Genomic DNA, 20321 nt, shown 5'->3' with positions numbered 1-20321 from the left:
AAAACCGCCAGATCACTGGGCGGGGCGCAAAACCCGTCTCGCCACCTCTTGCAGGTCTGGCGCGGTCCTGCGTAACGTCCACATATGAGTGAGAACGGGCTTTCAACGCCAAACGGCACCGCAGAGGTATCCGACGCGTCTTTGACGTGGCTCGGACGTTTGGCGATTGCGGGGTTTGTGGCGGTGGCGATTGCGGTGGTGTGGTTTTCGAACCTGCTACTGACAGAGCGCTATACAATCCTGACCCGCAACCGAGCCGAGGTGCGTCAGGCGCTCTATGCCGGTAACTTGATCTCCGAATTACAGCGCAATTCCATTGTGCCGCTGTTGTTGTCGCGTGATCCTGTGTTGGCCTCGGCTTTGTCGACGGACGATTATGTCACGACCTCGCAGCACCTGATCACCTATGTGGATGAAATTGGCGCAGCATCTTTGCTATTGCTCGATGAGTCTGGCCGCGTTGTGGCCGCGACCGACCGTGCAGAGTTGGGCCGAAATGGACGTCTAAGCCCTTATTTCGTTGATGCTTTGCGCTCGAATGACACCACATTCAAGGCGGCAAAACTCGAAAGTGGGGCGTATGAGTTTACTTATGCGCGCCGCATTGAGGTGGGCGGTGTTCTAGCGGGTGTGATCGTGGTCGAGGTGGATTTGGCCAAGTTTGAAACCCAGTGGGCGAGTATTTCGGACGCTGTTTTGGTGGTCAATTCCGAGGGCGATATCATCCTGTCGACCGAGCCGAAATGGCGCGCACGCAAAGAGGCGGAGGCCTTGGAAGTGCGTGACGCACCCACGGCGATAGAGCGGGCGCTGCGGGCTACTTCGGAATGGTCCAACCCCGCGCCTGAGGTCTATTTGGGCGGTGAGGCCGTGATGCGGTTGGAAAGCCGTATCCCGTTTCGCGGGTGGCGCATGGCGTCCTTTACCACGTACACCTCTGTGCGTGAGCGGGTGAACGGGGTTCTTGCCCTTGAGATTATGGGGTTTGCGATCCTGCTGTCGCTCGGGTTCTATCTAACCTCGCGGCGCGCGGTCTCTCGTGCGGGTCTGTTTCAACGCGAAAGTGCCGAGTTGCGCCAGTTGAACACACGGTTGCAACGTGAGATTTCGGAGCGCAAGCGGGCGGAAAAGAACCTTGAGGTTGCCGAGCAAACCCTTGCACAATCAAGTAAATTGGCCGTTTTGGGGGAGATGTCGGCGGCGGTAAGCCACGAGTTGAACCAACCGCTCGCCGCGATGAAGACCTATCTGGCGGGGGCGAAATTGCTGTTGCAGCGCAAGCGCCCTGATGAAGCCTTGGCGTCTTTTGGCCGTGTTGATGATCTGATCGAGCGGATGGCGGCTATCACCAAGCAGTTGAAATCCTACGCCCGCAAGGGATCGGAACACCTTGAGCCGATTGATTTGCGCGACTGTGTGAATGCGGCCATGTCGATGATGGAGCCGCAGATGCGCCAACGCGCGGTTGAGATCACGCGGACCTTGCCGCCCGAACCGGTTGTGGTCGACGGGGACCGTGTGCGCCTTGAACAGGTGCTCGTAAACCTGCTGCGCAACGCGTTTGATGCGGGCAAAACAGCGCCCGATCCACAGATCGATATCATTGTTGCAGGGGGCGCACATGCCTCTGTGTCGGTGCGCGATAACGGGTCAGGGATTGAAGATCTCGATACTTTGTTCGAGCCGTTTTACACCACCAAAGCCCCCGGTGACGGGGTGGGGCTTGGCCTTGCGATTTCGTCGGGCATTGTGACCGAGTTGGGCGGGCGTTTGACCGCGCACAACCGTCCCTCGGGCGGCGCGGTGTTTGAAATGATCCTGCCCTTGTCCAAACAGGACGAGGATGAGGGCACCACAGATATGCGTGCGGCGGAATAATCCGGTCCGCGCGGTTTACCAGACTTAAGACCTCAAAGAGGAAGTGACCAATGGCCAGTGCAATGAAAATCGCGATTGTGGATGACGAACAGGACATGCGCCAATCGATCAGCCAGTGGCTCGCCCTGTCGGGGTTCGACACCGAAACCTTTGCCAGTGCCGAGGACGCGGTTAAGGGACTTGGTCCCGATTACCCCGGTGCGGTGATCACCGATATCAAGATGCCCGGCATGGACGGGATGCAGTTCCTCAAGAAGCTGATGAGCGTCGATAGCGGCTTGCCCGTCATTATGATCACGGGCCACGGTGATGTGCCGATGGCGGTGGAGGCGATGCGCATTGGCGCGTTTGATTTCCTTGAAAAGCCGTTCAACCCCGACCGGATGACCGAACTGGCCAAAAAGGCCACGAATGCACGGCGTCTGACCCTTGATAACCGCGCGTTGCGCCGTGAATTGTCGGGGGGCACGGGGATTATGAACAAGCTCATCGGCGCGTCCGATGTGATGGAGCGGCTACGCGAGGATATTTTGGACCTCGGTCAAGCCGACAGCCATGTGTTGATTGATGGCGAGACGGGCACGGGCAAGACGCTTGTCGCGCACGCGCTGCACGCAGTGGGCGCGCGGGCCTCTAAAAAGTTTGTTATGTTCTCATGCGCAGGACGCGAAGAGGCGGAATTGTCCAAGCGTTTGTTCGGCCCTGATCCCGATGGCGCGGCACAACCGCTGATCGAGGAGGCGCGTGGCGGCACTTTGGTGATCGAGGATATTGAGGCGCTGTCCGAGGGCTTGCAGGCGCGTCTGCTCACATGGATCAACGAGCAAGGCACACCGCCCGAAACCCGTGTGATCGCGATTTGTAACTTGCAAGAGCAGGGGCGCACCTGCGAAAGCGCGCTGCGTCCCGATCTCTATTTCCGTCTGGCCGCGATGAAAATCACCACGCCGCCGCTTCGGTCACGCGGCGAGGATATCTTGTCGCTGTTCACCCAGTTGAGCCAACAGTTCTCTGAGGAATACGGCTGTGACGCGCCCGAGATCGCAGCACAAGAGGCCGCGCAATTGTTGCAAGCCCCGTGGCCGGGCAACATCCGCCAGTTGATCAATGTGGCCGAGCGGGCCGTATTGCAATCGCGGCGCGGGTCGGGGTCGATTGCCTCCTTGCTCTTGGCCGAGGACGATTCCGCAGAGGCACAAACCATGACCACGGACGGCAAACCGCTCAAGGAATATGTCGAGGCGTTCGAGCGCATGTTGATCGACAACACCATGCGCCGCCACAAAGGATCGATCGTTGCTGTGATGGACGAGTTGTGTCTGCCGCGGCGGACATTGAATGAGAAAATGGCCAAATACGGCCTGCAACGGTCCGACTATTTGGGATAGCGGGCCGCGCGCCAATGTGGCGGCACGCCGAGATGTTGTCGCCCGTCCGTGATCGACCCCTGTGGATAAAACGGGCGCGCACGAAATTGCGTGTTGTGTTCATGGGGTTGGATCACTACTGATAGGGAACGCAGGTCTCGTATGACGCCACCTTTGGGTTCGTTTTAACGGGAAACCGCGACGAAAGATTCGCTGCATACGTGTGCAGGACGCGACCTTGACCCCGTGAATGAGCGGGCAGGTCCCCCGCCCGTAGCGCAGACCGATACCGCCCCACGGCATGACAAAACCGTATGGCAATGAACGCTCGAACCCGCGCTAAAACGGGAACGGGATATTAAAATGGGCGACGGGTGGCACGGTGTCACACGGACGCCGGAGAAAAACGCGATGCAACGCGCAGAGGCAAATATAGAGCAAGTGACGGGCGTTTTCGCCCGCGCGCTCTTGCCCGCGCATTCGCTCGCCCCTGACAATCACCCGAACCTGCACTCCTTGGCGCTTGCGCCGAATGGTCCACCTTTGGGTGTCGAAAGACAATTATGGCTAAAAAAATGCTTATCGATGCCACCCACGCGGAAGAGACCCGCGTTGTGGTGGTCGACGGAAACAAGGTCGAGGAATTCGACTTTGAATCGGAAAACAAACGCCAGCTCGCTGGCAACATCTATCTCGCAAAAGTAACACGGGTCGAACCCTCGCTTCAGGCGGCGTTCATTGATTATGGCGGAAATCGTCATGGCTTTCTCGCGTTTTCCGAGATTCATCCTGATTATTACCAAATCCCTGTGGCAGACCGTGAGGCTTTGCTCAAAGAGGAAATGGAATACGCCAAGCAGCAAGAAGAAGAAGAGGAAGAGCGCGAGAAGTCCAAGCGCGGTGGCGGTCGTCGTCGTCGCACCTCATCTTCGCGTTCACGCGGCCAATCTGTAGCGGCTGATGCCGTGTCGGATGATGCGGTTGAGACCAAAGAGGTCGACGCCCCATCCGAAGCTGCGCCGAGTGGTGAAGCTTCTGACGTTGAAGCCGCCTCTGATACCGGTGCAACTGGCGTCAAAGGCATGGACGTGCATGAGCCAGAAGCCTCCGAAGCGGATGCGCTGATTGCAGACGAACACGCGCCCGTAGACGAGGGCACATCGCCCGCGTTTGCCGTGGCAGATACGCCCGTTGAAGAACCCGTTGAGGATGACGCCTCTGAGGATCAACCCGGTGAGGATCAGTCCAACGACAATGATGATGATGACGATGCTCAAAGTGCCACAGACAAAGACGATGACATCGAAAGCGTGGCCGACGATGACACCGCCGAAGAGGTGCGCCGCGTACGCAAACCCCGTCCGCGCCGTTACAAAATCCAAGAAGTTGTAAAAGTCCGTCAAATTCTGTTGGTTCAGGTCGTTAAGGAAGAGCGCGGCAACAAAGGCGCGGCTTTGACCACCTACCTGTCGCTTGCGGGTCGCTACTGTGTCTTGATGCCAAACACCGCGCGCGGGGGTGGCATTTCACGCAAAATCACCAACGTGGCCGACCGTAAGAAACTCAAAGAGATTGCCCAAGAGATCGACGTGCCACAAGGTGCGGGTCTGATTGTGCGCACCGCTGGCGCACAACGCACCAAGACCGAGATCAAACGCGATTATGATTACCTCAAGCGTATGTGGGAGCAGATTCGCGAGTTGACGCTCAAATCCACCGCGCCCGCGAAAATCTACGAAGAGGGCGACCTTATCAAACGCTCGATCCGCGATCTCTATTCGAAAGAGATCGACGAGGTTATCGTTGAGGGCGAGGGCGGGTTCCGCATCGCCAAAGACTTCATGCGGATGATTATGCCGACCCACGCCAAAAACGTGATCAACTACAAAGAACAACTGCCGTTGTTCGCCCGCTATCAGGTCGAAACCTACCTTGGCTCGATGTTCAACCCGACTGTTCAACTCAAATCGGGTGGCTATATCGTCATCGATTGGACCGAGGCGCTCGTCGCCGTTGACGTCAACTCGGGTCGTGCGACCAAAGAAGGCTCGATTGAGGACACCGCGCTCAAGACCAACCTTGAGGCCGCCGAAGAGGTGGCCCGTCAGGCCCGTCTGCGCGACCTTGCGGGTCTGATTGTGATCGACTTTATCGACATGGAAGATCGCCGCAACAACGCGGCCGTTGAAAAACGTCTTAAGGATCATTTGAAAACCGACCGTGCGCGCATCCAAGTGGGTCGTATTTCGGGCTTTGGTTTGCTTGAAATGTCGCGTCAACGTCTGCGTCCGGGCATGTTGGAAGCCACGACACAGCCGTGTCACCATTGCCACGGTACGGGTCTGATCCGCTCTGATGACAATATGGCGCTCACGATCCTGCGCCAGTTGGAGGAAGAGGGCACACGCAAGCGCTCGCGCGAAGTGCTGCTTAAAGCGCCGGTTGCGGTCATCAACTATCTGGTGAACTACAAACGCGAAGCGATTGCGCTGATTGAAAGCCGCTATGGCATGGCTGTGCGTCTTGAGGCCGATCCGTTCATGATCTCGCCTGATTTCTCGATCGAGAAATTCAAAACTGCCACCCGCGTGATCAAGCCGGAAGCCAGCAATGTGATTTCGGCATCCTCTGCGTTGATGTCTCAGATCGATGATGAGACGGAGGCCGATGAGGATGCGGTTGAGGCCGAAGATGACGCAACAGACGCGGCGCAGACCGATGATGTGACATCATCCGAGGCCGGTGATGACGAGCAGCAGCCCAAAAAACGCCGCCGTCGTCGTCGTCGTCGCCGCAAGTCCGGTGAGGGTGATGAAAACGGTGAGAACGGCGATACGAGCGAAGCGGGTGACAGCGATGCCGTGTCCGAGCCTGCACAAGAGCAAGCCTCTGAGCAAGGTGTTGATGGTACGTCCGAGGACAAGCCAAAGCGCCGCCGTAGCCGGTCACGCTCGCGCCGTTCTGGTTCTGCCGCTGATGTAACTGCGCCAGATGCTGTTACATCTGGTGAGGCAGCGGCTGTTGAGGCCGCTCCCGCTGAGGCTGCACCCGAGGCTCCAGTTGTGGCAGACGCGCCAAGTGAGAAGCCAAAGCGGTCACGCTCACGTGCAAAGAAAGCTGATGCGGTGACAACAGATGCCGTGTCTGCGGACGCCGCACCTGTGGCTGATGCACCTGTGGCTGATTCATCGGCACAAGAGACGCCCAAACCAAAGCGCAAGCGCCGCACCAAAGCCGAGATCGAGGCCGAAAAAGCCGCGAAAGACGCCGGTACGGATGTGAAAGCGGACGAGGCCCCAAAGCCAAAGCGCAAACGCCGTAGCAAAGCCGAAATCGACGCAGAGAAAGCCGCCAAAGCGGCCGCCCAAGAGCCGGTTGCCGCCGAGACGGTCGTGCCAGACGCGCCTAAAGCGGAGCCTGTGAAGGTTGACGCCCCCGTTGTGGAGGCTGCGGTTGCACCTGCTCCCGCTCCCGCAGCGGAACCGGCCGTCGAAGCCAAGCCAAAACCCAAGCGCAAGGGGTGGTGGAGCCTCGGCTAATCATCACGTTCTATAAGTCATTGAACGGCTCGCCCCATCTGGGCGGGCCGTTTTTTTTGGGGGCTGTTACAGAGAAAAACGCGAATGTGACATGCCGCGACAAAGCCGACACTTTGCATGCGGCGCAATCCGTGGCATGAGCTAGATCATGTTTGGAATTGACCTCTTTGACGCCTCGTTGCTGCCTGCCATGTTCGTGGCCCTTGCCGCCGGTATTGCGTCCTTTATCAGCCCCTGTGTCTTGCCAATTGTACCGCCGTATTTGGCGTATATGTCGGGGATATCGATGGGTGAGATGCAAGAGGGAAAAGCCGCGCGCAAGGCCATCGGCCCCGCGATTATGTTCGTGCTTGGTCTGTCCACAGTGTTTTTGTTCCTCGGGTTTACGGCCTCGGTTTTCGGGGCATTTTTCTTGCAAAATCAGGTGCTTTTCGGGCGTATCTCAGGTGGTGTGATCGTCATTCTCGGGCTGCATTTTCTCTCTGTCTTTCGGATTCCTATTTTGGACCGCGAGGCGCGGCTTGATGCGGGTGATCGTGGCGGATCGGCGTTCGGGGCCTATTTGCTTGGCCTTGCATTCGCCTTTGGCTGGACGCCATGCATCGGTCCGCAGTTGGGCGCCATTTTGTCCATCGCGGCGCAGGAGGGGTCATTGACCCGTGGCACCACATTGCTTGCAGTCTATGCCTTTGGGCTTGGGGTGCCGTTTTTACTGTCGGCCTTGTTCATCACCCGGGCCATGTCGGTGATGAACCGCCTCAAACGCCACATGGGTGTGATTGAAAAGGCAATGGGTGCGTTGTTGGTGCTCGTGGGTCTTATGCTTTTGACGGGGGCGTTTTCGCGTTTGTCCTATTGGTTGCTTGAAACTTTCCCCGCGCTTGCCGCCCTTGGGTGAGTTGCGGCTGAGCAACGGGTGACCCTGCGCGATAAAACCGCTTAATATCGCCGCAATTGTGGGCTAACCTGAGCCAAATAACCAGTAAGGCCAGAGCGTTATGAGCGATCAGCGGACACAAGAGGTCAAACGGCGCAGGGTGTTCTACATCTCTGGCTATGATCCAATTCCGCCACGCCGCTACCGCGAGTTGTACCGCAAAGAGAGCGCCAAGCAGGCGGAAACTTCCGACTACTCGATCGCTATTTCGCCCAAATCAGGCGTGCGGTTCGGGTGGTCCGTCGACAGCGATATCGACGGGGCACAGGTCCACAGCGAGATCGATGTGTTGGTGTGGTCCGACATTGTCCAAGAGAGCATGGACGCGGGGATTTTGCGCACTTATGGCGTGTTGGCCAGAACTGCATGGACCTATATTTCGACGGGCGCGTTGTTTCGGTTGATGCGATTGCGCAAAGGGCCGGTGATTGCCGCGCTCTATCCCGTGGCGATGCTCACGGTCCAAGCGCTTTTGGCCTTGGGTGTTTTTGTCGCGTGCTTCGCTTTTGGTGCGCGGTTTGGCGGTGCAGGTGGGATCATTGGCGCGGCATTGGGCGCAGGGCTCGGCGGTGCGCTGTTGCGGTGGTTCAAAAAACAAGACGGCAAGTTTTTCGCCTATTATCTGATGCATGACTACGGGTTCTCGGCGCGGTGGCGCGGGGCCGACCCGCCCGCATTGACCTACCGTATGGCGCAATTTCGCGCGGCGATTGCACAGGCGCTGCATGAGGAGTGGGACGAAGTTCTGGTCGTTGGCCATTCATCGGGGGCACATCTGGGCATCTCGGTTTTGGCCGATCTGATCCGCAGCGGGGAGGTGCCTGATCATGGGCCGACCCTCTCGTTTTTGACCCTTGGCCAAGTGGTGCCGATGGTGTCGTTCTTGCCCGAGGCCAAGGTGTTGCGCCGCGATCTGGCCTATCTGTCCGCCACGGATGCGCTATTTTGGCTGGATGTCACGGCGCCCGGGGATGGCTGTGCCTTTGCGTTATGTGATCCGGCGGGCGTGACGGGGGTGGCCCCCGAGGGTCAAACCGGCCCGCTTGTGATCTCGGCGGCCTTTACGCAAACGCTCAAACCCGACACATGGAAGCGGTTGCGGTGGCGGTTTTTCCGATTACATTTCCAGTACTTATGTGCCTTTGATAATCCCGATGTTTATGATTACTTTAAGGTGACAGCGGGGCCTCAAACCCTGCGTGCGCGCTTTTGCGCGGTGGCGGCCTCACCAAGCCGGATCACGCGCACGGTCAACACATTTACGGACAGTGCCCCATGAGTGATCGCGCCAAGTTTACCCCGCCAAAACCCGCAGCCCGTCCCGAAAAAACGAGTCTGCGCAATTATTTGCGACTGTTTCGCAAGGACATTCTTTCGGCGCAGCCCGCGAAATTGTACCGCGCGTGGATGGCGGAGTTCAAAACCCCGTTCTTTCGCTCCTTTCTGGTCAATCAACCCGATCTGGTCAAAACGGTGCTCAACACACGGCCGATGGAGTTTCCCAAATCCAACCGCATTGCCGAGGGGTTGCGCCCGCTGTTGGGTAATTCGGTGTTTTTGACCAATGGCGAGACGTGGTTGCGGCAACGGCGCATCATCGACCCTGCGTTCGAGGGCGGGCGGATCAAAGATGCGTTCCCCGCGATGCTTGCGGCGGGGCACGATATGGTGGCGCGCCTTGGCGAGATGGACGGCGGGTTTGATGTCGAGCCACACACAAGTCACGCGGCGGCGGATGTTATTTTTCGTAGCCTGTTTTCCATCCCGATCACGGATGAGACGGCCCGCGCGGTGTTTCACGAGTTCCAAGCCCATCAAAAGGCGCAACCTATTTTGAACCTTGCGGCGTTTATCCCGCTGCCCAAATGGGTGCCACGGTTTCACTCGCGCGAGACAAAGCGCACGGCGCGGGTCATTCGCGGATTGATCACCCGATTGACGCGTGAACGTATGGCGCAGATCGCGGCGGGCACGGCCCCCGATGATCTGGCGACGAAGATTATGACTACGGCCGATCCGCAGACGGGTGCGCGGTTTGATATGGACGAAATGGTTGATCAGGTCGCGATCTTTTTTCTCGCAGGACACGAGACATCGGCCTCGGCGCTTGCGTGGGCGTTATGGCTCATGGCGGCCAATCCCGATGTGGCGGACCGAGTGGCGGCTGAGGGGGCGGCCCTTGGCGATGCCCCAACGTTTTCCGATCTGTCGAAGTTGCGGTATACAAAAGACGTGTTTCGCGAGACGCTGCGGCTTTATCCGCCCGTGCCAATGATGGTGCGCGAGGCCGCATGTCCCGAGCATTTTCGCGACCGCGATGTCCCCAAGGGCAGCCAGATCGTGCTGAGCCCGTGGCATTTGCAACGCCATGAGCGGTTCTGGGAGGATGCCGACGTGTTCGATCCTGACCGCTTCAAAACTGACAATGGCAAGCAATGCCTGCGCGATGCATTTATCCCGTTTTCGAGCGGGGCGCGGGTCTGTCCGGGGGCAGGGTTCGCGATGGTCGAGGGGCCATTGATCCTCGCGCTTGTGGCGCGGGCGTTTCACGTGTCGACACTGGCGCAGCACACACCTGTGCCCGTGGCGCATTTGACGGTGCGCGCGCAAAACGGGATATGGATCAGCTGTACCAAACGTGATGCATCCAACGCGGCCTTGGTGTGAAACACGCGTCCTATGGGGTCATGGTTTTGCAGAATGCGGTCCCTGACTGAGGCGCAGTGGCTTGAGTTTCCGAAACGGGCGTCCTACACATTTCAAGACTGCCATATGAAAAGGACCGTCGGCTCATGCGCGTGAATAAAGATCTCATCGACACAATCGGGAACACCCCTTTGATCCGTTTGAACGGACCGTCCGAGGCGACGGGCTGTGAGATCCTCGGCAAGGCGGAATTCCTCAACCCTGGTCAATCGGTCAAAGATCGCGCGGCGCTCTACATCATTCAAGATGCGGTAGAGAAGGGTTTGCTCAAACCCGGCGGGACAATCGTTGAGGGCACAGCGGGCAATACGGGTATTGGTCTGGCTCTCGTCGGGGCGTCTCTTGGCTTTAAAACCGTGATTGTTATTCCTGAGACGCAATCTCAAGAGAAAAAGGATATGATCCGTTTGGCAGGGGCCGAATTGGTCCAAGTGCCTGCGGCGCCTTACAAGAACCCCAACAACTATGTCCGCTACTCCGAGCGGTTGGCCAAAGAGTTGGCGCGGACCACCAACGAGGGTGTGATTTGGGCCAACCAGTTCGACAATGTGGCCAACCGTCAGGCGCATATCGAGACCACAGGCCCCGAGATTTGGGAGCAAACAAGCGGTAACGTCGATGGCTTTATCTGTGCGGTTGGGTCTGGCGGCACGCTTGCGGGTGTTGGCATGGCGCTACAGCCCAAGGGGGTCAAAATCGGTTTGGCCGATCCTATGGGGGCGGCCCTTCATAGCTATTACACCACGGGCGAGTTGAAATCCGAAGGCAGCTCCATCACCGAAGGCATCGGACAGGGGCGGATCACCGCCAACCTCGAAGGGTTCAAGCCGGATTATTCCTATCAGGTCACCGACAAAGAAGCCTTGCCCGTTGTGTTTGATTTGCTCAGTGATGAGGGGCTTTGCCTTGGCGGCTCATCTGGCATCAACGTTGCGGGTGCGATGAAAATGGCGCGTGAGATGGGGCCGGGTCACCGCATTGTAACCATTCTTTGCGATTACGGGACACGCTATCAGTCGAAATTGTTTAATCCCGAGTTCTTGAAAGAAATGGGGTTGCCGGTGCCGCATTGGCTGGACCGCGTCCCACAAGTGCTCCCTGACGTTTACGAGGGCTAATGCGCCACACCATTCGCGATGTCGCCTCACGGCTGTTCTTGATCATTGTCCTGTGTCTGCCGTTGCACGCGGTGGCACAGGACATTTCCGCGCCTGACTATGAGGCGTGGGCCACCGTTGCGCCGCGTGCCGAGGCCGCAGTCGAAGGTGGGGCGGCGCAAGACGTGGACCTTGAGGCGCTGCGCACCGAATTGGCGACATGGCGCAGTCAGTTTTTGGATGCACGCGCGGCGAACGCGTCCCGTATCGACACGGTTCGCGCCCAGATTGCGGCCCTTGGCGCGGCCCCTGCGGACGGGGGCGAAGAGGCGGCGGATCTGGCCGCACGGCGCGCCGAGTTGAACGGGCAACTGGACCGTGCCCTTGCACCGGTTTTGAGTGCCGAAGAGGCCTTTACCCGTGCGGATGGTCTCATCGGTGAGATTGATGCGGTTTTGGTGGCGCGCCAAACCGATGCGCTTATGGCGCTTGGCCCAACCCCGCTTAACCCTGTGATCTGGCCGAAAGCCATTGCGGATATCACAGCAACGGGTCTTTTGATGTGGAGCGATTTGGTCACTACAGCGACCACTGCCCAAGGCATCGCCAAGCTGAAATCAAACGCGGCTGCGATTGTTTTGTTCACGCTGCTGGGTGGCGCGTTGATTTTGCGCGGTCGGGTGTGGTCCATGCGGGCCTCAAACCGTGTGCAACGCCTTGTGACAGGGCAGGCGGGGCGCGGCGTCTCCGATATTGTCGGATCTTTGGGTTTGGTGATTTTGCCGGTTGCAGGCCTGTTCTTTTTGTCGGTCGCAGCAATTTCGTCGGATATTCTCGGGGCACGGGCCGAAGCTGTCTTTCTCACGTTGCCGCTCATCGGATTGTTCTATTTCACCGCGCGCTGGTTGGCCGCGCGGGTTTTGGGGGCGACCGAAACATCTCCGGCGCTTTTTGATCTCACACCAATTCAAATCCGCGAAGCCTCAGGGCATTTGGCACTTATGGGGATTATGTACGGGGTTAACCTGTTGTTGGTCGCTTTGGCGCGCATTGACGACTATTCGGCGGCCACGCTCAACGTTTTGTCTTACCCGCTGGTGGTGTTGACGGCCTTGTCGCTGTTTCGGTTCGGTCAGATCCTTGCGGCTTCCTCACGGCGTCAAACGATTTCGCACGACACCGCTGAGGGCGATATCAACGCCTCCAAAGGGTTCGTGGCTTTGGTAAGTAACACGGCGGCGCGCGTGTTGCGCCCCGGCGCGGCCATCGCCGTTATTCTGGGCGGCGTTGGATATATGTCTGCCGCCAAAGGCCTTGTTTTTCCGGCGGTGTCCACCTTGGGTCTTTTGGGTCTATTCCTCGTCACCTCGCGTTTGATGTCCGACATCTACGCGGTCGTGTCGCGGCGTAGTGAAGGGGCAGGCGAGGGGCTTGTCCCTGTCTTGGTCTCCATCATCTTGTTCGCGATCTCGCTGCCGTCATTGGCGTTGATTTGGGGCGCGCGCGAAGAACAGTTGTGGGAAGTCTGGGCGCGGATGAAGCAAGGTGTTTCGCTTGGCGATGCGCAGATTTCAATCACCGACTTTTTGACCTTCGCCGTTGTCTTTGTGATCGGGTTCGGGGCCACGCGGTTGCTCAAGGCCGCTTTGTCGCTATCGGTCCTGCCCAAAACCAAAATCGATAAAGGCGGGCAAAACGCGATTGTTGCGGGTACGGGCTATGTCGGGATCATTTTATCCGCGATTATCGCCATCACCTCTGCGGGGATTGATCTCTCCGCGCTGGCGATTGTGGCGGGTGCGCTCTCTGTAGGGATCGGTTTTGGCCTGCAAAATATCGTACAGAACTTTGTCTCTGGCATCATCTTGCTGATTGAACGGCCTGTCTCCGAGGGCGACTGGATCGAGGTGGGCGGGCAAATGGGGTTCGTGCGCGATATCTCTGTGCGCTCGACCCGCGTCGAGACGTTTGACCGCACGGACGTGATCGTGCCCAACGCCGACCTGATTTCCAATTCGGTCACCAACTATACGCGCGGTAATTTGATTGGCCGTGTGACGATCAAAGTGGGCGTGGCGTACGGCACCGATACGCGCCATGTTGATAAGGTCTTGCGCGAGATCATCGAGGCGCAGCCGATGGTGCTCCTCAATCCCGCACCGCAGGTCTTGTTCATCGGGTTTGGCGCGGACGCTCTTGATTTCGAAGTGCGCGCGATATTGCGCGATGTGACCTATATCATGATCGTGACCAACGATATTAACCACGCGATTGCAAAACGCTTTGGCGAAGAGGGCATTGAGATTCCGTTCGCACAGCGCGATATCTGGCTGCGCAATCCCGAGGCTTTAGCGGGGCATATTCCCCCTGTGGCCCAGCCGCCCAGCACCACCACCGCCACGGTGCCTGATGTGGATCGGGTCTGGGATGTCGAGCCCGCCCCTGATGCAAATGCAGACGCCAACCCAAGCGCGACAGCTAACGCGGCCTCAAGCGCACAAGGAGACGGTGCATGACCTCCACCCCGCTTTTTCGTGACGATGCCTATCAGGCCGATTGTGAGGCGCGTGTCATCGGCCTAACTCCTGAAGGCGGGATTATCTGTGACGCATCCGTGTTCTACCCCACGGGCGGTGGTCAGCCGGGGGACAGCGGGCGATTGGAATGGGACGGCGGCGCAATCGCGATTGCCACGGCCATCAAGGGAGACGCGGGCGCGATCATCCTCATTCCCGCAGCGCCCGACAGCTTGCCGCCCATTGGCACCCGTGTCACCCAACGCCTCGATTGGACCCTGCGACATCGCCACATGCGGGTTCACACCGCGCTGCATCTGTTGTCCGTTGTGATTGCGCTGCCCGTGTCGGGTGGCTCCATCGGTTCTGACAAAGGTCGGTTGGATTTCGACATGGCCGAGCCGCCCGAGGACAAGCAAGCCATCGAGGATCAGCTCAATGCGCTGATCGAACGCGATCTTACTGTGAGTGAGGATTGGATTACGGATGAGGCGCTTTTGGCGGATCCGTCCCTTGTGAAAACCATGTCTGTGATGCCGCCAATGGGGCAGGGGCGCGTGCGCCTCGTGCGGATTGGTGCAGGCGCGGATCAAGTGGATTTACAGCCCTGCGGCGGCACCCACGTGGCACGCACGTCCGAAATTGGCCGTGTGCGACTGGGTAAAATCGAAAAGAAAGGCCGCCAAAACAGGCGTGTCACACTCCACCTCGATTGAGTGGTTTGGGGCAATCAAAGCCGCAAATTCCGCCGCACTCAAAAAACTACAAAAAACCGCAAACAGAGGGTTGCGCACCCCGCGCTTTCTCAAATATAGACGCCCCACGGACAGGTGGCCGAGTGGTCGAAGGCGCACGCCTGGAAAGTGTGTAGGCGGGAGACCGTCTCCAGGGTTCGAATCCCTGTCTGTCCGCCACATACCATTCGCGAACCCGAGACGAGGCCCCAGTGAGGGCCTTTTTTCTTTTGGTTTCAAAGGGGTTTAGCTGGAGCTGCCGCCCTTCGTAGACTGGCTTAATGCGCAACATTGGTCTCTGAAGCCGCTTTGTCTCTAACCGACCGCGCTAGTGATCTGAAAAGCCGTTTTAAAAAGTATAGCAATTTCAGTTCTTTGGTGTTTTAGCCGCGTGCATTTTTGGAAAGAGCGGCTGGTACCTTAATTTAATACGAATACGAAGAACGGGTGTAGGATGGTCGATTTTTGCGGGGCAGCGCCTCACAGCACCGTGGCATTTCATCCGCATCATTTAGTTAAAGCGGTCAGTTACCGTGAGAGCCCGACCGGGTGTTATTGATAGAAAACCTAGTTTGCAAAGTAGCGATCCTAAGTCGTAGTTTTCGCCTTTCCCGGCGGCCCACGGATCCTGACCATGCCATCAGGTCCTGCGATGCGATTTCTACAGAGCGGACCTGTGGACTACAGTGCCACGGACACCATTCTTGCGATGTGGCATGTGAATGACTTAGTGCCAAGCCGAAAGCCGCTCGCGGCACAACTCCAGCATCTGTTCCGCCTTGACCATCATCTCCACTTCAAGATTAGGTACATTTGGTACGATGATCTGATCGAGCCCGGTGGAAAATCTCTTGATCAGCTCATCCATAGCGTTATTGGCAGCACGTGCTGGTATCCCGGTGGTGGCTGCGAGGCGTAGAAAATCGGCGCGGCGCAAGCGGTCATCTTTGCCGTCTAGCTTGAGCGCCATGCGATCATGCTCCAGCCTCGGAAATACGCGAGTCGTTACCGCATCATAGAGCGGGGCCATCCTCACGCTCGCAAACGTGTCTGTTCCTGGCGCGGCTATCTTAAGCAATGCGAGATTTTTAAGGTGCATGTCACCATCGGCAATTAGCCAAGCAAACAGCGCGCGCCGCAATATGATCGTCAGGTCTTCCTCGATTGCGGTGGAAAGCGGGCGCACTGCGCGCGCGATACGCTCGATCGTGCTGCCATATTTAGCTTCCGGCGGCAAATCAAGAACAGAGCAGATGTCTTCGAGCGCAATATAGCTGTGATCATCGGTATCCCTACGAATATCAAAGCGTTCCACAATCAACGCCGGCGGCATTCCGTCCGGCATTCCGATTAATGCGATGGCTGGGGTTTCAAGGCCGGCAGCCTGCCCCAAGGTCATCGACAAATATTCGATAATCGGCAGGGCCTGAAATCCGCTTGTGCCAGCAGGTTTTAGTATATGCGTGAAGGGCTCTATTGTGCTGGGAACAAGGCGTCCCTTTTGATCTAGAAACATCGGAGCCTTGATCTGCACGCCTGACAAGCGCGGTGTCTGCGAGTTTGCAAACAAGCGCGCTAGGTTTTCTTCAAAACTGTTCTCAATATCTCCGCGCGTCGGCCCTTCATAGCGCCCGATAAATACGCCTTTGGTGCTGAATTCACTTAGGCGTGTTGAGAGCCGGTCTGTCGGCAGCGCTGCGATTTCGGCAGGATCAGAGCTGATCGTGATGTTCGACATATAGCGCTTTCCGGAACGAAGCAGGGCGCGCTCATCACTCTCCTTAAGTACGCGCTCCAACCAGCCTTCAGGCAAGAGTGAGAGAATGAAGGCAGGCAGTTTACCGGGCGTACGCTGCTGTACCAATGATAGATTGAAGTTCTTTTCTGCTACCCACCGCCATTCAAAGCCGTCATGACGTAGCTCACCGATCGGCTGGCCGTGCCATGCCACCGTAAAGCTGAGCGCTGCTTCATTTCGCGTTTCAATGAGAGACGGTGATTTCAGTAGGTAGCGCTCAGCTTGCTCGCCCTCGCGATACCATTCATTTTCACGTGCAAGCGCCCAGAGCGCATCGGCAGCGCTTTTAGGGTCACCATATTCTTCGATCAAGCGCGCTGCGAGTGAAGCGCGCATCTCTTCATTAATGGAGGCAGCATGTTCGCTGCGCAGACGAAAGGCTTCGAGACAACGTTGCCGTAGCGAAGAAACATCAATCCGGAACTCACCCAGCCCGTCCGCGATTAGCGCAGGTGAGGTCGAGGGGTGGGCTGGCGCGATATTCTGGATGATCTCCAGTGTCCTGATCCGTTTGCGCTGTGAGCGCGGTCCACTAATGAACAATCGGCCATCCCGCGTTGGTGCGAGCAGTACGGCGCTGGCGGCGGACAGATAAGCTCGCGGATAGAGATAATTGGCGATGCGTACTGCGTGCCGCAGCACGATGGCATCGACATCCTCGGTGGCATCGGCATAGATACCCCGCATAAGCTGCACGATCCGGCCTTTTTCGGCAAGGTAGTGTGCGCGGTCGCTGTTCAGATTCTCACCAATAAGATAGAGCATTTTCCGTCTTTCACGTATTTAATGTACGTGAAGTTTGGAATTGTTCACATAGTTTGTCAAGATTTTCCGTCTTTCGCGTATATCATTTGCGCGAAAGACGGAAGTTGACTTGATGCCCAACTAGCCACGCTGAGCGTCAAAGCTATTGTGCCATTGATCACGTTGATCATCATCACCGGCATGCCGACGACCATTGTGATGATCGACAAACTGATAGTTGCGAAAGCTCCTATCGCGATCATGCTGATCAAGTTGCAGGCCGTACAGGTGTCTTCCGATATGACTTCGCCTGAAGTAGCACTTTAATCAAACCATCTGTCGCGCACTCATTTTCACGGTATGAGCGCCCGCTTTTTGACGGGCGCTACATTATTTATCACCCGAGACGATTTGCGCTTTCCTCCTTGTCTATCGTGCTGTCTGTATATGCGGCACCATTCCCCAGTGGCCGTTTTAGAGAAGGCCGTGTGTTGGGATCTCGGGCCGTGCAGGGCTTATTGTGCTGTTCATGCCCCGCGGGCGGCAGCGCCAAACACAACCCGAGCCTGTTCACCCCATGGCAGGGCTGCGCATTCTGTGATCCGTATAAGTGTTGCAGCAGTGACTTCGCGCTTGTAAATCAACCGCTTGAGCACCTCAGGCGCAAGATAAGCCAACCGCAACTGCCTGCTGACATGGCGTTCGGCCAGGTCTACAGCGATTGCGAGATCGCGCACTGTCCCGAACTCGCCGGCCTCCATGCGCCGCCGCCAGGCCCAGGCGCGGCCAATTGCGCGCAGGACATGCGGGTCTTGGACTTGATCCTCGCTCGTCCTGTAGTCCGCAGGTGCCAAGATCTTCGGTCGCCCGTTTTTCTTGCGCACTTTGAGCGGCACGAATATCTGAATTGTATCGGACGCGGCCATTATTCCGCAGCCTCAACACGGCGTGGTGTCATCATCTCTCGCATGACGCCGGCGATGCTGTCAGTGCGAAAGTCGATTATCAATCCTTCGGCCGTAACGGTGACGCGGTGCACCAAAAGCTTGATAATGCGGGCCTGTTCGCCTGGAAACAGTTGGTCCCAAAGCTGTGGAAACTGCTGTAAGGCGGCAATGGCATCTGTCTCCGGAATATCATCCCTGTCTAATTTGGCGATAACCTGCGCTGTGGTTTCGGGGGTGCGCAGAACACGGCGGATTTCGGTAATGACGGCGCCCTCGGCTGTATCGGCTGGCAAGCGTCGTGGGATGCCGTCCTCAGGCGTCTCGCGGTTCTTCAGAAGATCCATCGACACGTAATACCGATACCGCCGGGTGCCCTTCTTGGTGCTGGACGGTGTCATCGCCACTCCGGTGGCGGTGAAGAGAATCCCCTTGAGCAGAGCGGGCGTTTGGCTCCGGCTGTTGTTGGCTCGCTTGCGTGGGCTTTCGCTCAGTATGTCATGGGCCTGCGCCCAAAGCCTTGCATCGATGATTGCGTCATGCTCGCCTGGATATGCTGTGCCTTTGTGCATGGCCTTGCCGCGGTACGCGCGGTTGTTCAGCAGGCGGTAGACGTAGCTCTTATCGACCAGCGTACCTTGCTTGTTGCGGAAGCCGTCGGCTCGCAATTCACGAGCCAGGACGGTGGCAGAGCCTACCTCTACAAAACGTTCAAAAACCATTCGGACCTTGGCTGCTTCCTCTTCGTTTACCACCAACTTGCGGTCGACGACATCGTAGCCGAGTGGCACATAGCCACCCATCCACATGCCCTTCATGCGCGATGCCTTTACCTTGTCGCGGATTCTCTCGGCCGTAACCTCACGTTCGAACTGTGCAAACGATAACAAGATGTTCAGCGTGAGCCGCCCCATGGACGTGGTGGTATTGAACGACTGCGTTACCGACACAAAGGTGACGCCATTGCGGTCGAACACTTCAACCAGCTTGGAAAAGTCCATGAGCGAGCGGCTGAGACGGTCGATCTTGTAAACGACAACCACGTCAACCAACCCATCTTCAATATCGGCCAGTAGTTGCTTTAGGGCAGGGCGCTCTAAGGTGCCACCCGATATGCCGCCGTCATCATATTGGTCGCGCACCAACGCCCAGCCCTCGGATTTCTGACTGGCGATATAGGCTTCGCACGACTCGCGCTGAGCGTGCAGCGAGTTGAATTCCTGCTCGAGGCCCTCTTCACTCGATTTTCGGGTATAAATGGCGCAGCGCAAGCGGCGGGCGGGTTTGGTGTACACATCCTTCATGCGTCACCCCGCTTGCGCTCTCGTAGTCCAAAAAAGCGATAACCGTTCCAACGGGTTCCAGTGATGGCCCGCGCCACCGCAGACAGTGACTTGTAGCGCCGGCCGTCCCAGTCAAAGCCGTCCTTAAGAACGGTGACCGTGTGGGCGACGCCATCCCACTCGCGGATGAGCCTTGTGCCTACCACAGGGTTACGGGGATCAGCAATTTGCGACTTGCGCGTCAGCGTTCCCTCGACCTCGTCAGCGAGTAGATCGAGCATGCGCCGCGTCTGCTTGTCGGGGCCGCCATAGGCCAGCTCCTGAATGCGGTAGGCCAGACGGCCCTCGAGAAAGCCGCGGCTATTGTTTGGGGCAGGGGCGTCAAACAACTGCTGCCACTCAGCTTTCAGGTCTTTCACGGACATCGCCTTAAGTTCGGCCAGGCGCGCCAATATGGGTTCGTATGTGGTCATGCGGATCTCCTTTGAGTTGGAGGGGCAGTACCGCTCTGTTTGCGCGGGAAGTGTAGCGAACATTCTTGAGTATTCTGGGATAGTTCGTGGCGACCACGGTCCTTTAGGCGCTCTACGGCCTTGGCGAGCAGACCATAGAGCTCAGTGCGGCGTTCATGTGCCGTCATCTTGTCGGGGTGCAGGGGGTTAGGGCCCGAGACCCTGTCATGTGGCGCAATGTTCATTGAAAGCCTCCTCAGGTTTGATTCCAAAAAGACGATCAAAAGGAGTGTTTGCAAGCCAAATCATAAGCTTGGCGGTCTATG

14 protein-coding genes and 1 tRNA gene are annotated in these 20321 nt (G+C 57.6%); 11 read left to right on the top strand and 4 right to left on the bottom strand.

Features of this window, described 5'->3' with window-relative positions; all coding sequences use genetic code 11:
* Window positions 1-84 precede the first annotated feature (84 nt).
* The 10 genes from IMCC12053_RS10110 to IMCC12053_RS10065 all read left to right on the top strand — a co-directional run bounded on the left by IMCC12053_RS10110 (window position 85) and on the right by IMCC12053_RS10065 (window position 14954).
* On the top strand, window positions 85-1878 hold the full coding sequence (locus IMCC12053_RS10110; protein WP_062218684.1) for a sensor histidine kinase: 1794 nt from the start codon (window positions 85-87) through the stop codon (window positions 1876-1878).
* Window positions 1879-1928: 50 nt separating this feature from the next.
* Window positions 1929-3266: a sigma-54-dependent transcriptional regulator gene (locus IMCC12053_RS10105; protein ID WP_062218682.1), complete on the top strand. Its 1338-nt coding sequence runs from the start codon at window positions 1929-1931 to the stop codon at window positions 3264-3266.
* A 542-nt stretch (window positions 3267-3808) separates the two neighbouring features.
* Window positions 3809-6784, top strand: a complete 2976-nt coding sequence (locus IMCC12053_RS10100) for an Rne/Rng family ribonuclease (protein WP_062218680.1) — start codon at window positions 3809-3811, stop codon at window positions 6782-6784.
* Window positions 6785-6932: 148 nt separating this feature from the next.
* Window positions 6933-7682, top strand: a complete 750-nt coding sequence (locus tag IMCC12053_RS10095; RefSeq protein ID WP_062218678.1) for a cytochrome c biogenesis CcdA family protein — start codon at window positions 6933-6935, stop codon at window positions 7680-7682.
* A 100-nt stretch (window positions 7683-7782) separates the two neighbouring features.
* Window positions 7783-9000 carry a hypothetical protein gene (locus IMCC12053_RS10090; protein WP_062218676.1) on the top strand — a complete coding sequence of 406 codons (1218 nt, stop codon included), beginning with the start codon at window positions 7783-7785 and terminating at the stop codon, window positions 8998-9000.
* Window positions 8997-10388 carry a cytochrome P450 gene (locus IMCC12053_RS10085; protein ID WP_062218674.1) on the top strand — a complete coding sequence of 464 codons (1392 nt, stop codon included), beginning with the start codon at window positions 8997-8999 and terminating at the stop codon, window positions 10386-10388. Before IMCC12053_RS10090 ends, IMCC12053_RS10085 begins: the two co-directional genes overlap by 4 nt.
* Window positions 10389-10513: 125 nt before the next feature.
* Entirely contained in the window at window positions 10514-11545 is a 1032-nt protein-coding gene (locus tag IMCC12053_RS10080; protein ID WP_062218672.1) for a cysteine synthase A, read from the top strand.
* Window positions 11545-14040 carry a DUF3772 domain-containing protein gene (locus tag IMCC12053_RS10075; protein WP_062218670.1) on the top strand — a complete coding sequence of 832 codons (2496 nt, stop codon included), beginning with the start codon at window positions 11545-11547 and terminating at the stop codon, window positions 14038-14040. Before IMCC12053_RS10080 ends, IMCC12053_RS10075 begins: the two co-directional genes overlap by 1 nt.
* The gene (locus IMCC12053_RS10070; RefSeq protein ID WP_062218668.1) at window positions 14037-14756 is read left to right on the top strand and encodes an alanyl-tRNA editing protein; all 720 of its coding nucleotides are present in this window, start codon (window positions 14037-14039) and stop codon (window positions 14754-14756) included. Before IMCC12053_RS10075 ends, IMCC12053_RS10070 begins: the two co-directional genes overlap by 4 nt.
* Before the next feature lie 108 nt (window positions 14757-14864).
* Window positions 14865-14954, top strand: a tRNA-Ser gene (locus tag IMCC12053_RS10065).
* A gap of 547 nt (window positions 14955-15501) precedes the next feature.
* Here the strand turns inward: IMCC12053_RS10065 and IMCC12053_RS10060 are convergent.
* Entirely contained in the window at window positions 15502-17337 is a 1836-nt protein-coding gene (locus IMCC12053_RS10060; RefSeq protein WP_062218666.1) for a HipA domain-containing protein, read from the bottom strand.
* A 153-nt stretch (window positions 17338-17490) separates the two neighbouring features.
* On the opposite strand from IMCC12053_RS10060, the gene IMCC12053_RS15840 reads away from it, so the two are divergent.
* Window positions 17491-17643 (top strand): hypothetical protein, encoded by a 153-nt coding sequence (locus IMCC12053_RS15840; protein ID WP_156320746.1) that lies wholly within the window; start codon window positions 17491-17493, stop codon window positions 17641-17643.
* Window positions 17644-17843: 200 nt separating this feature from the next.
* Here IMCC12053_RS15840 and IMCC12053_RS10055 read toward each other — a convergent pair whose 3' ends face one another.
* Genes IMCC12053_RS10055 through IMCC12053_RS10045 form a run of 3 tightly spaced genes read right to left on the bottom strand, consistent with a single transcriptional unit; the run spans window position 17844 to window position 20016 of the window.
* Complete coding sequence (locus IMCC12053_RS10055; protein WP_062218664.1) at window positions 17844-18242, bottom strand: hypothetical protein; 399 nt, start codon at window positions 18240-18242, stop codon at window positions 17844-17846.
* Complete coding sequence (locus IMCC12053_RS10050) at window positions 18242-19564, bottom strand: recombinase family protein (protein WP_062218662.1); 1323 nt, start codon at window positions 19562-19564, stop codon at window positions 18242-18244. Before IMCC12053_RS10050 ends, IMCC12053_RS10055 begins: the two co-directional genes overlap by 1 nt.
* Window positions 19561-20016: a DUF2924 domain-containing protein gene (locus IMCC12053_RS10045; RefSeq protein WP_062218660.1), complete on the bottom strand. Its 456-nt coding sequence runs from the start codon at window positions 20014-20016 to the stop codon at window positions 19561-19563. Before IMCC12053_RS10045 ends, IMCC12053_RS10050 begins: the two co-directional genes overlap by 4 nt.
* Between the last annotated feature and the right edge of the window lie 305 nt (window positions 20017-20321).

The organism is Celeribacter marinus (genome assembly GCF_001308265.1).
Taxonomy (GTDB): Bacteria; Pseudomonadota; Alphaproteobacteria; order Rhodobacterales; family Rhodobacteraceae; genus Celeribacter; species Celeribacter marinus.
Note: the sequence above shows the minus strand (reverse complement) of the source record. Positions and strands in the feature narration are given on the sequence as shown.

Bases quoted from the DNA above. Each gene is read 5' to 3' on its own strand.
- IMCC12053_RS10080 (WP_062218672.1), top strand. From the start codon at position 10,514: ATGCGCGTGAATAAAGATCTCATCGACACAATCGGGAACACCCCTTTG.
- IMCC12053_RS10060 (WP_062218666.1), bottom strand. From the start codon at position 17,337: ATGCTCTATCTTATTGGTGAGAATCTGAACAGCGACCGCGCACACTAC.
- IMCC12053_RS10085 (WP_062218674.1), top strand. From the start codon at position 8,997: ATGAGTGATCGCGCCAAGTTTACCCCGCCAAAACCCGCAGCCCGTCCC.
- IMCC12053_RS10110 (WP_062218684.1), top strand. From the start codon at position 85: ATGAGTGAGAACGGGCTTTCAACGCCAAACGGCACCGCAGAGGTATCC.
- IMCC12053_RS10070 (WP_062218668.1), top strand. From the start codon at position 14,037: ATGACCTCCACCCCGCTTTTTCGTGACGATGCCTATCAGGCCGATTGT.
- IMCC12053_RS10095 (WP_062218678.1), top strand. From the start codon at position 6,933: ATGTTTGGAATTGACCTCTTTGACGCCTCGTTGCTGCCTGCCATGTTC.
- IMCC12053_RS10105 (WP_062218682.1), top strand. From the start codon at position 1,929: ATGGCCAGTGCAATGAAAATCGCGATTGTGGATGACGAACAGGACATG.
- IMCC12053_RS10075 (WP_062218670.1), top strand. From the start codon at position 11,545: ATGCGCCACACCATTCGCGATGTCGCCTCACGGCTGTTCTTGATCATT.
- IMCC12053_RS10100 (WP_062218680.1), top strand. From the start codon at position 3,809: ATGGCTAAAAAAATGCTTATCGATGCCACCCACGCGGAAGAGACCCGC.
- IMCC12053_RS10045 (WP_062218660.1), bottom strand. From the start codon at position 20,016: ATGACCACATACGAACCCATATTGGCGCGCCTGGCCGAACTTAAGGCG.
- IMCC12053_RS10050 (WP_062218662.1), bottom strand. From the start codon at position 19,564: ATGAAGGATGTGTACACCAAACCCGCCCGCCGCTTGCGCTGCGCCATT.
- IMCC12053_RS10090 (WP_062218676.1), top strand. From the start codon at position 7,783: ATGAGCGATCAGCGGACACAAGAGGTCAAACGGCGCAGGGTGTTCTAC.
- IMCC12053_RS10055 (WP_062218664.1), bottom strand. From the start codon at position 18,242: ATGGCCGCGTCCGATACAATTCAGATATTCGTGCCGCTCAAAGTGCGC.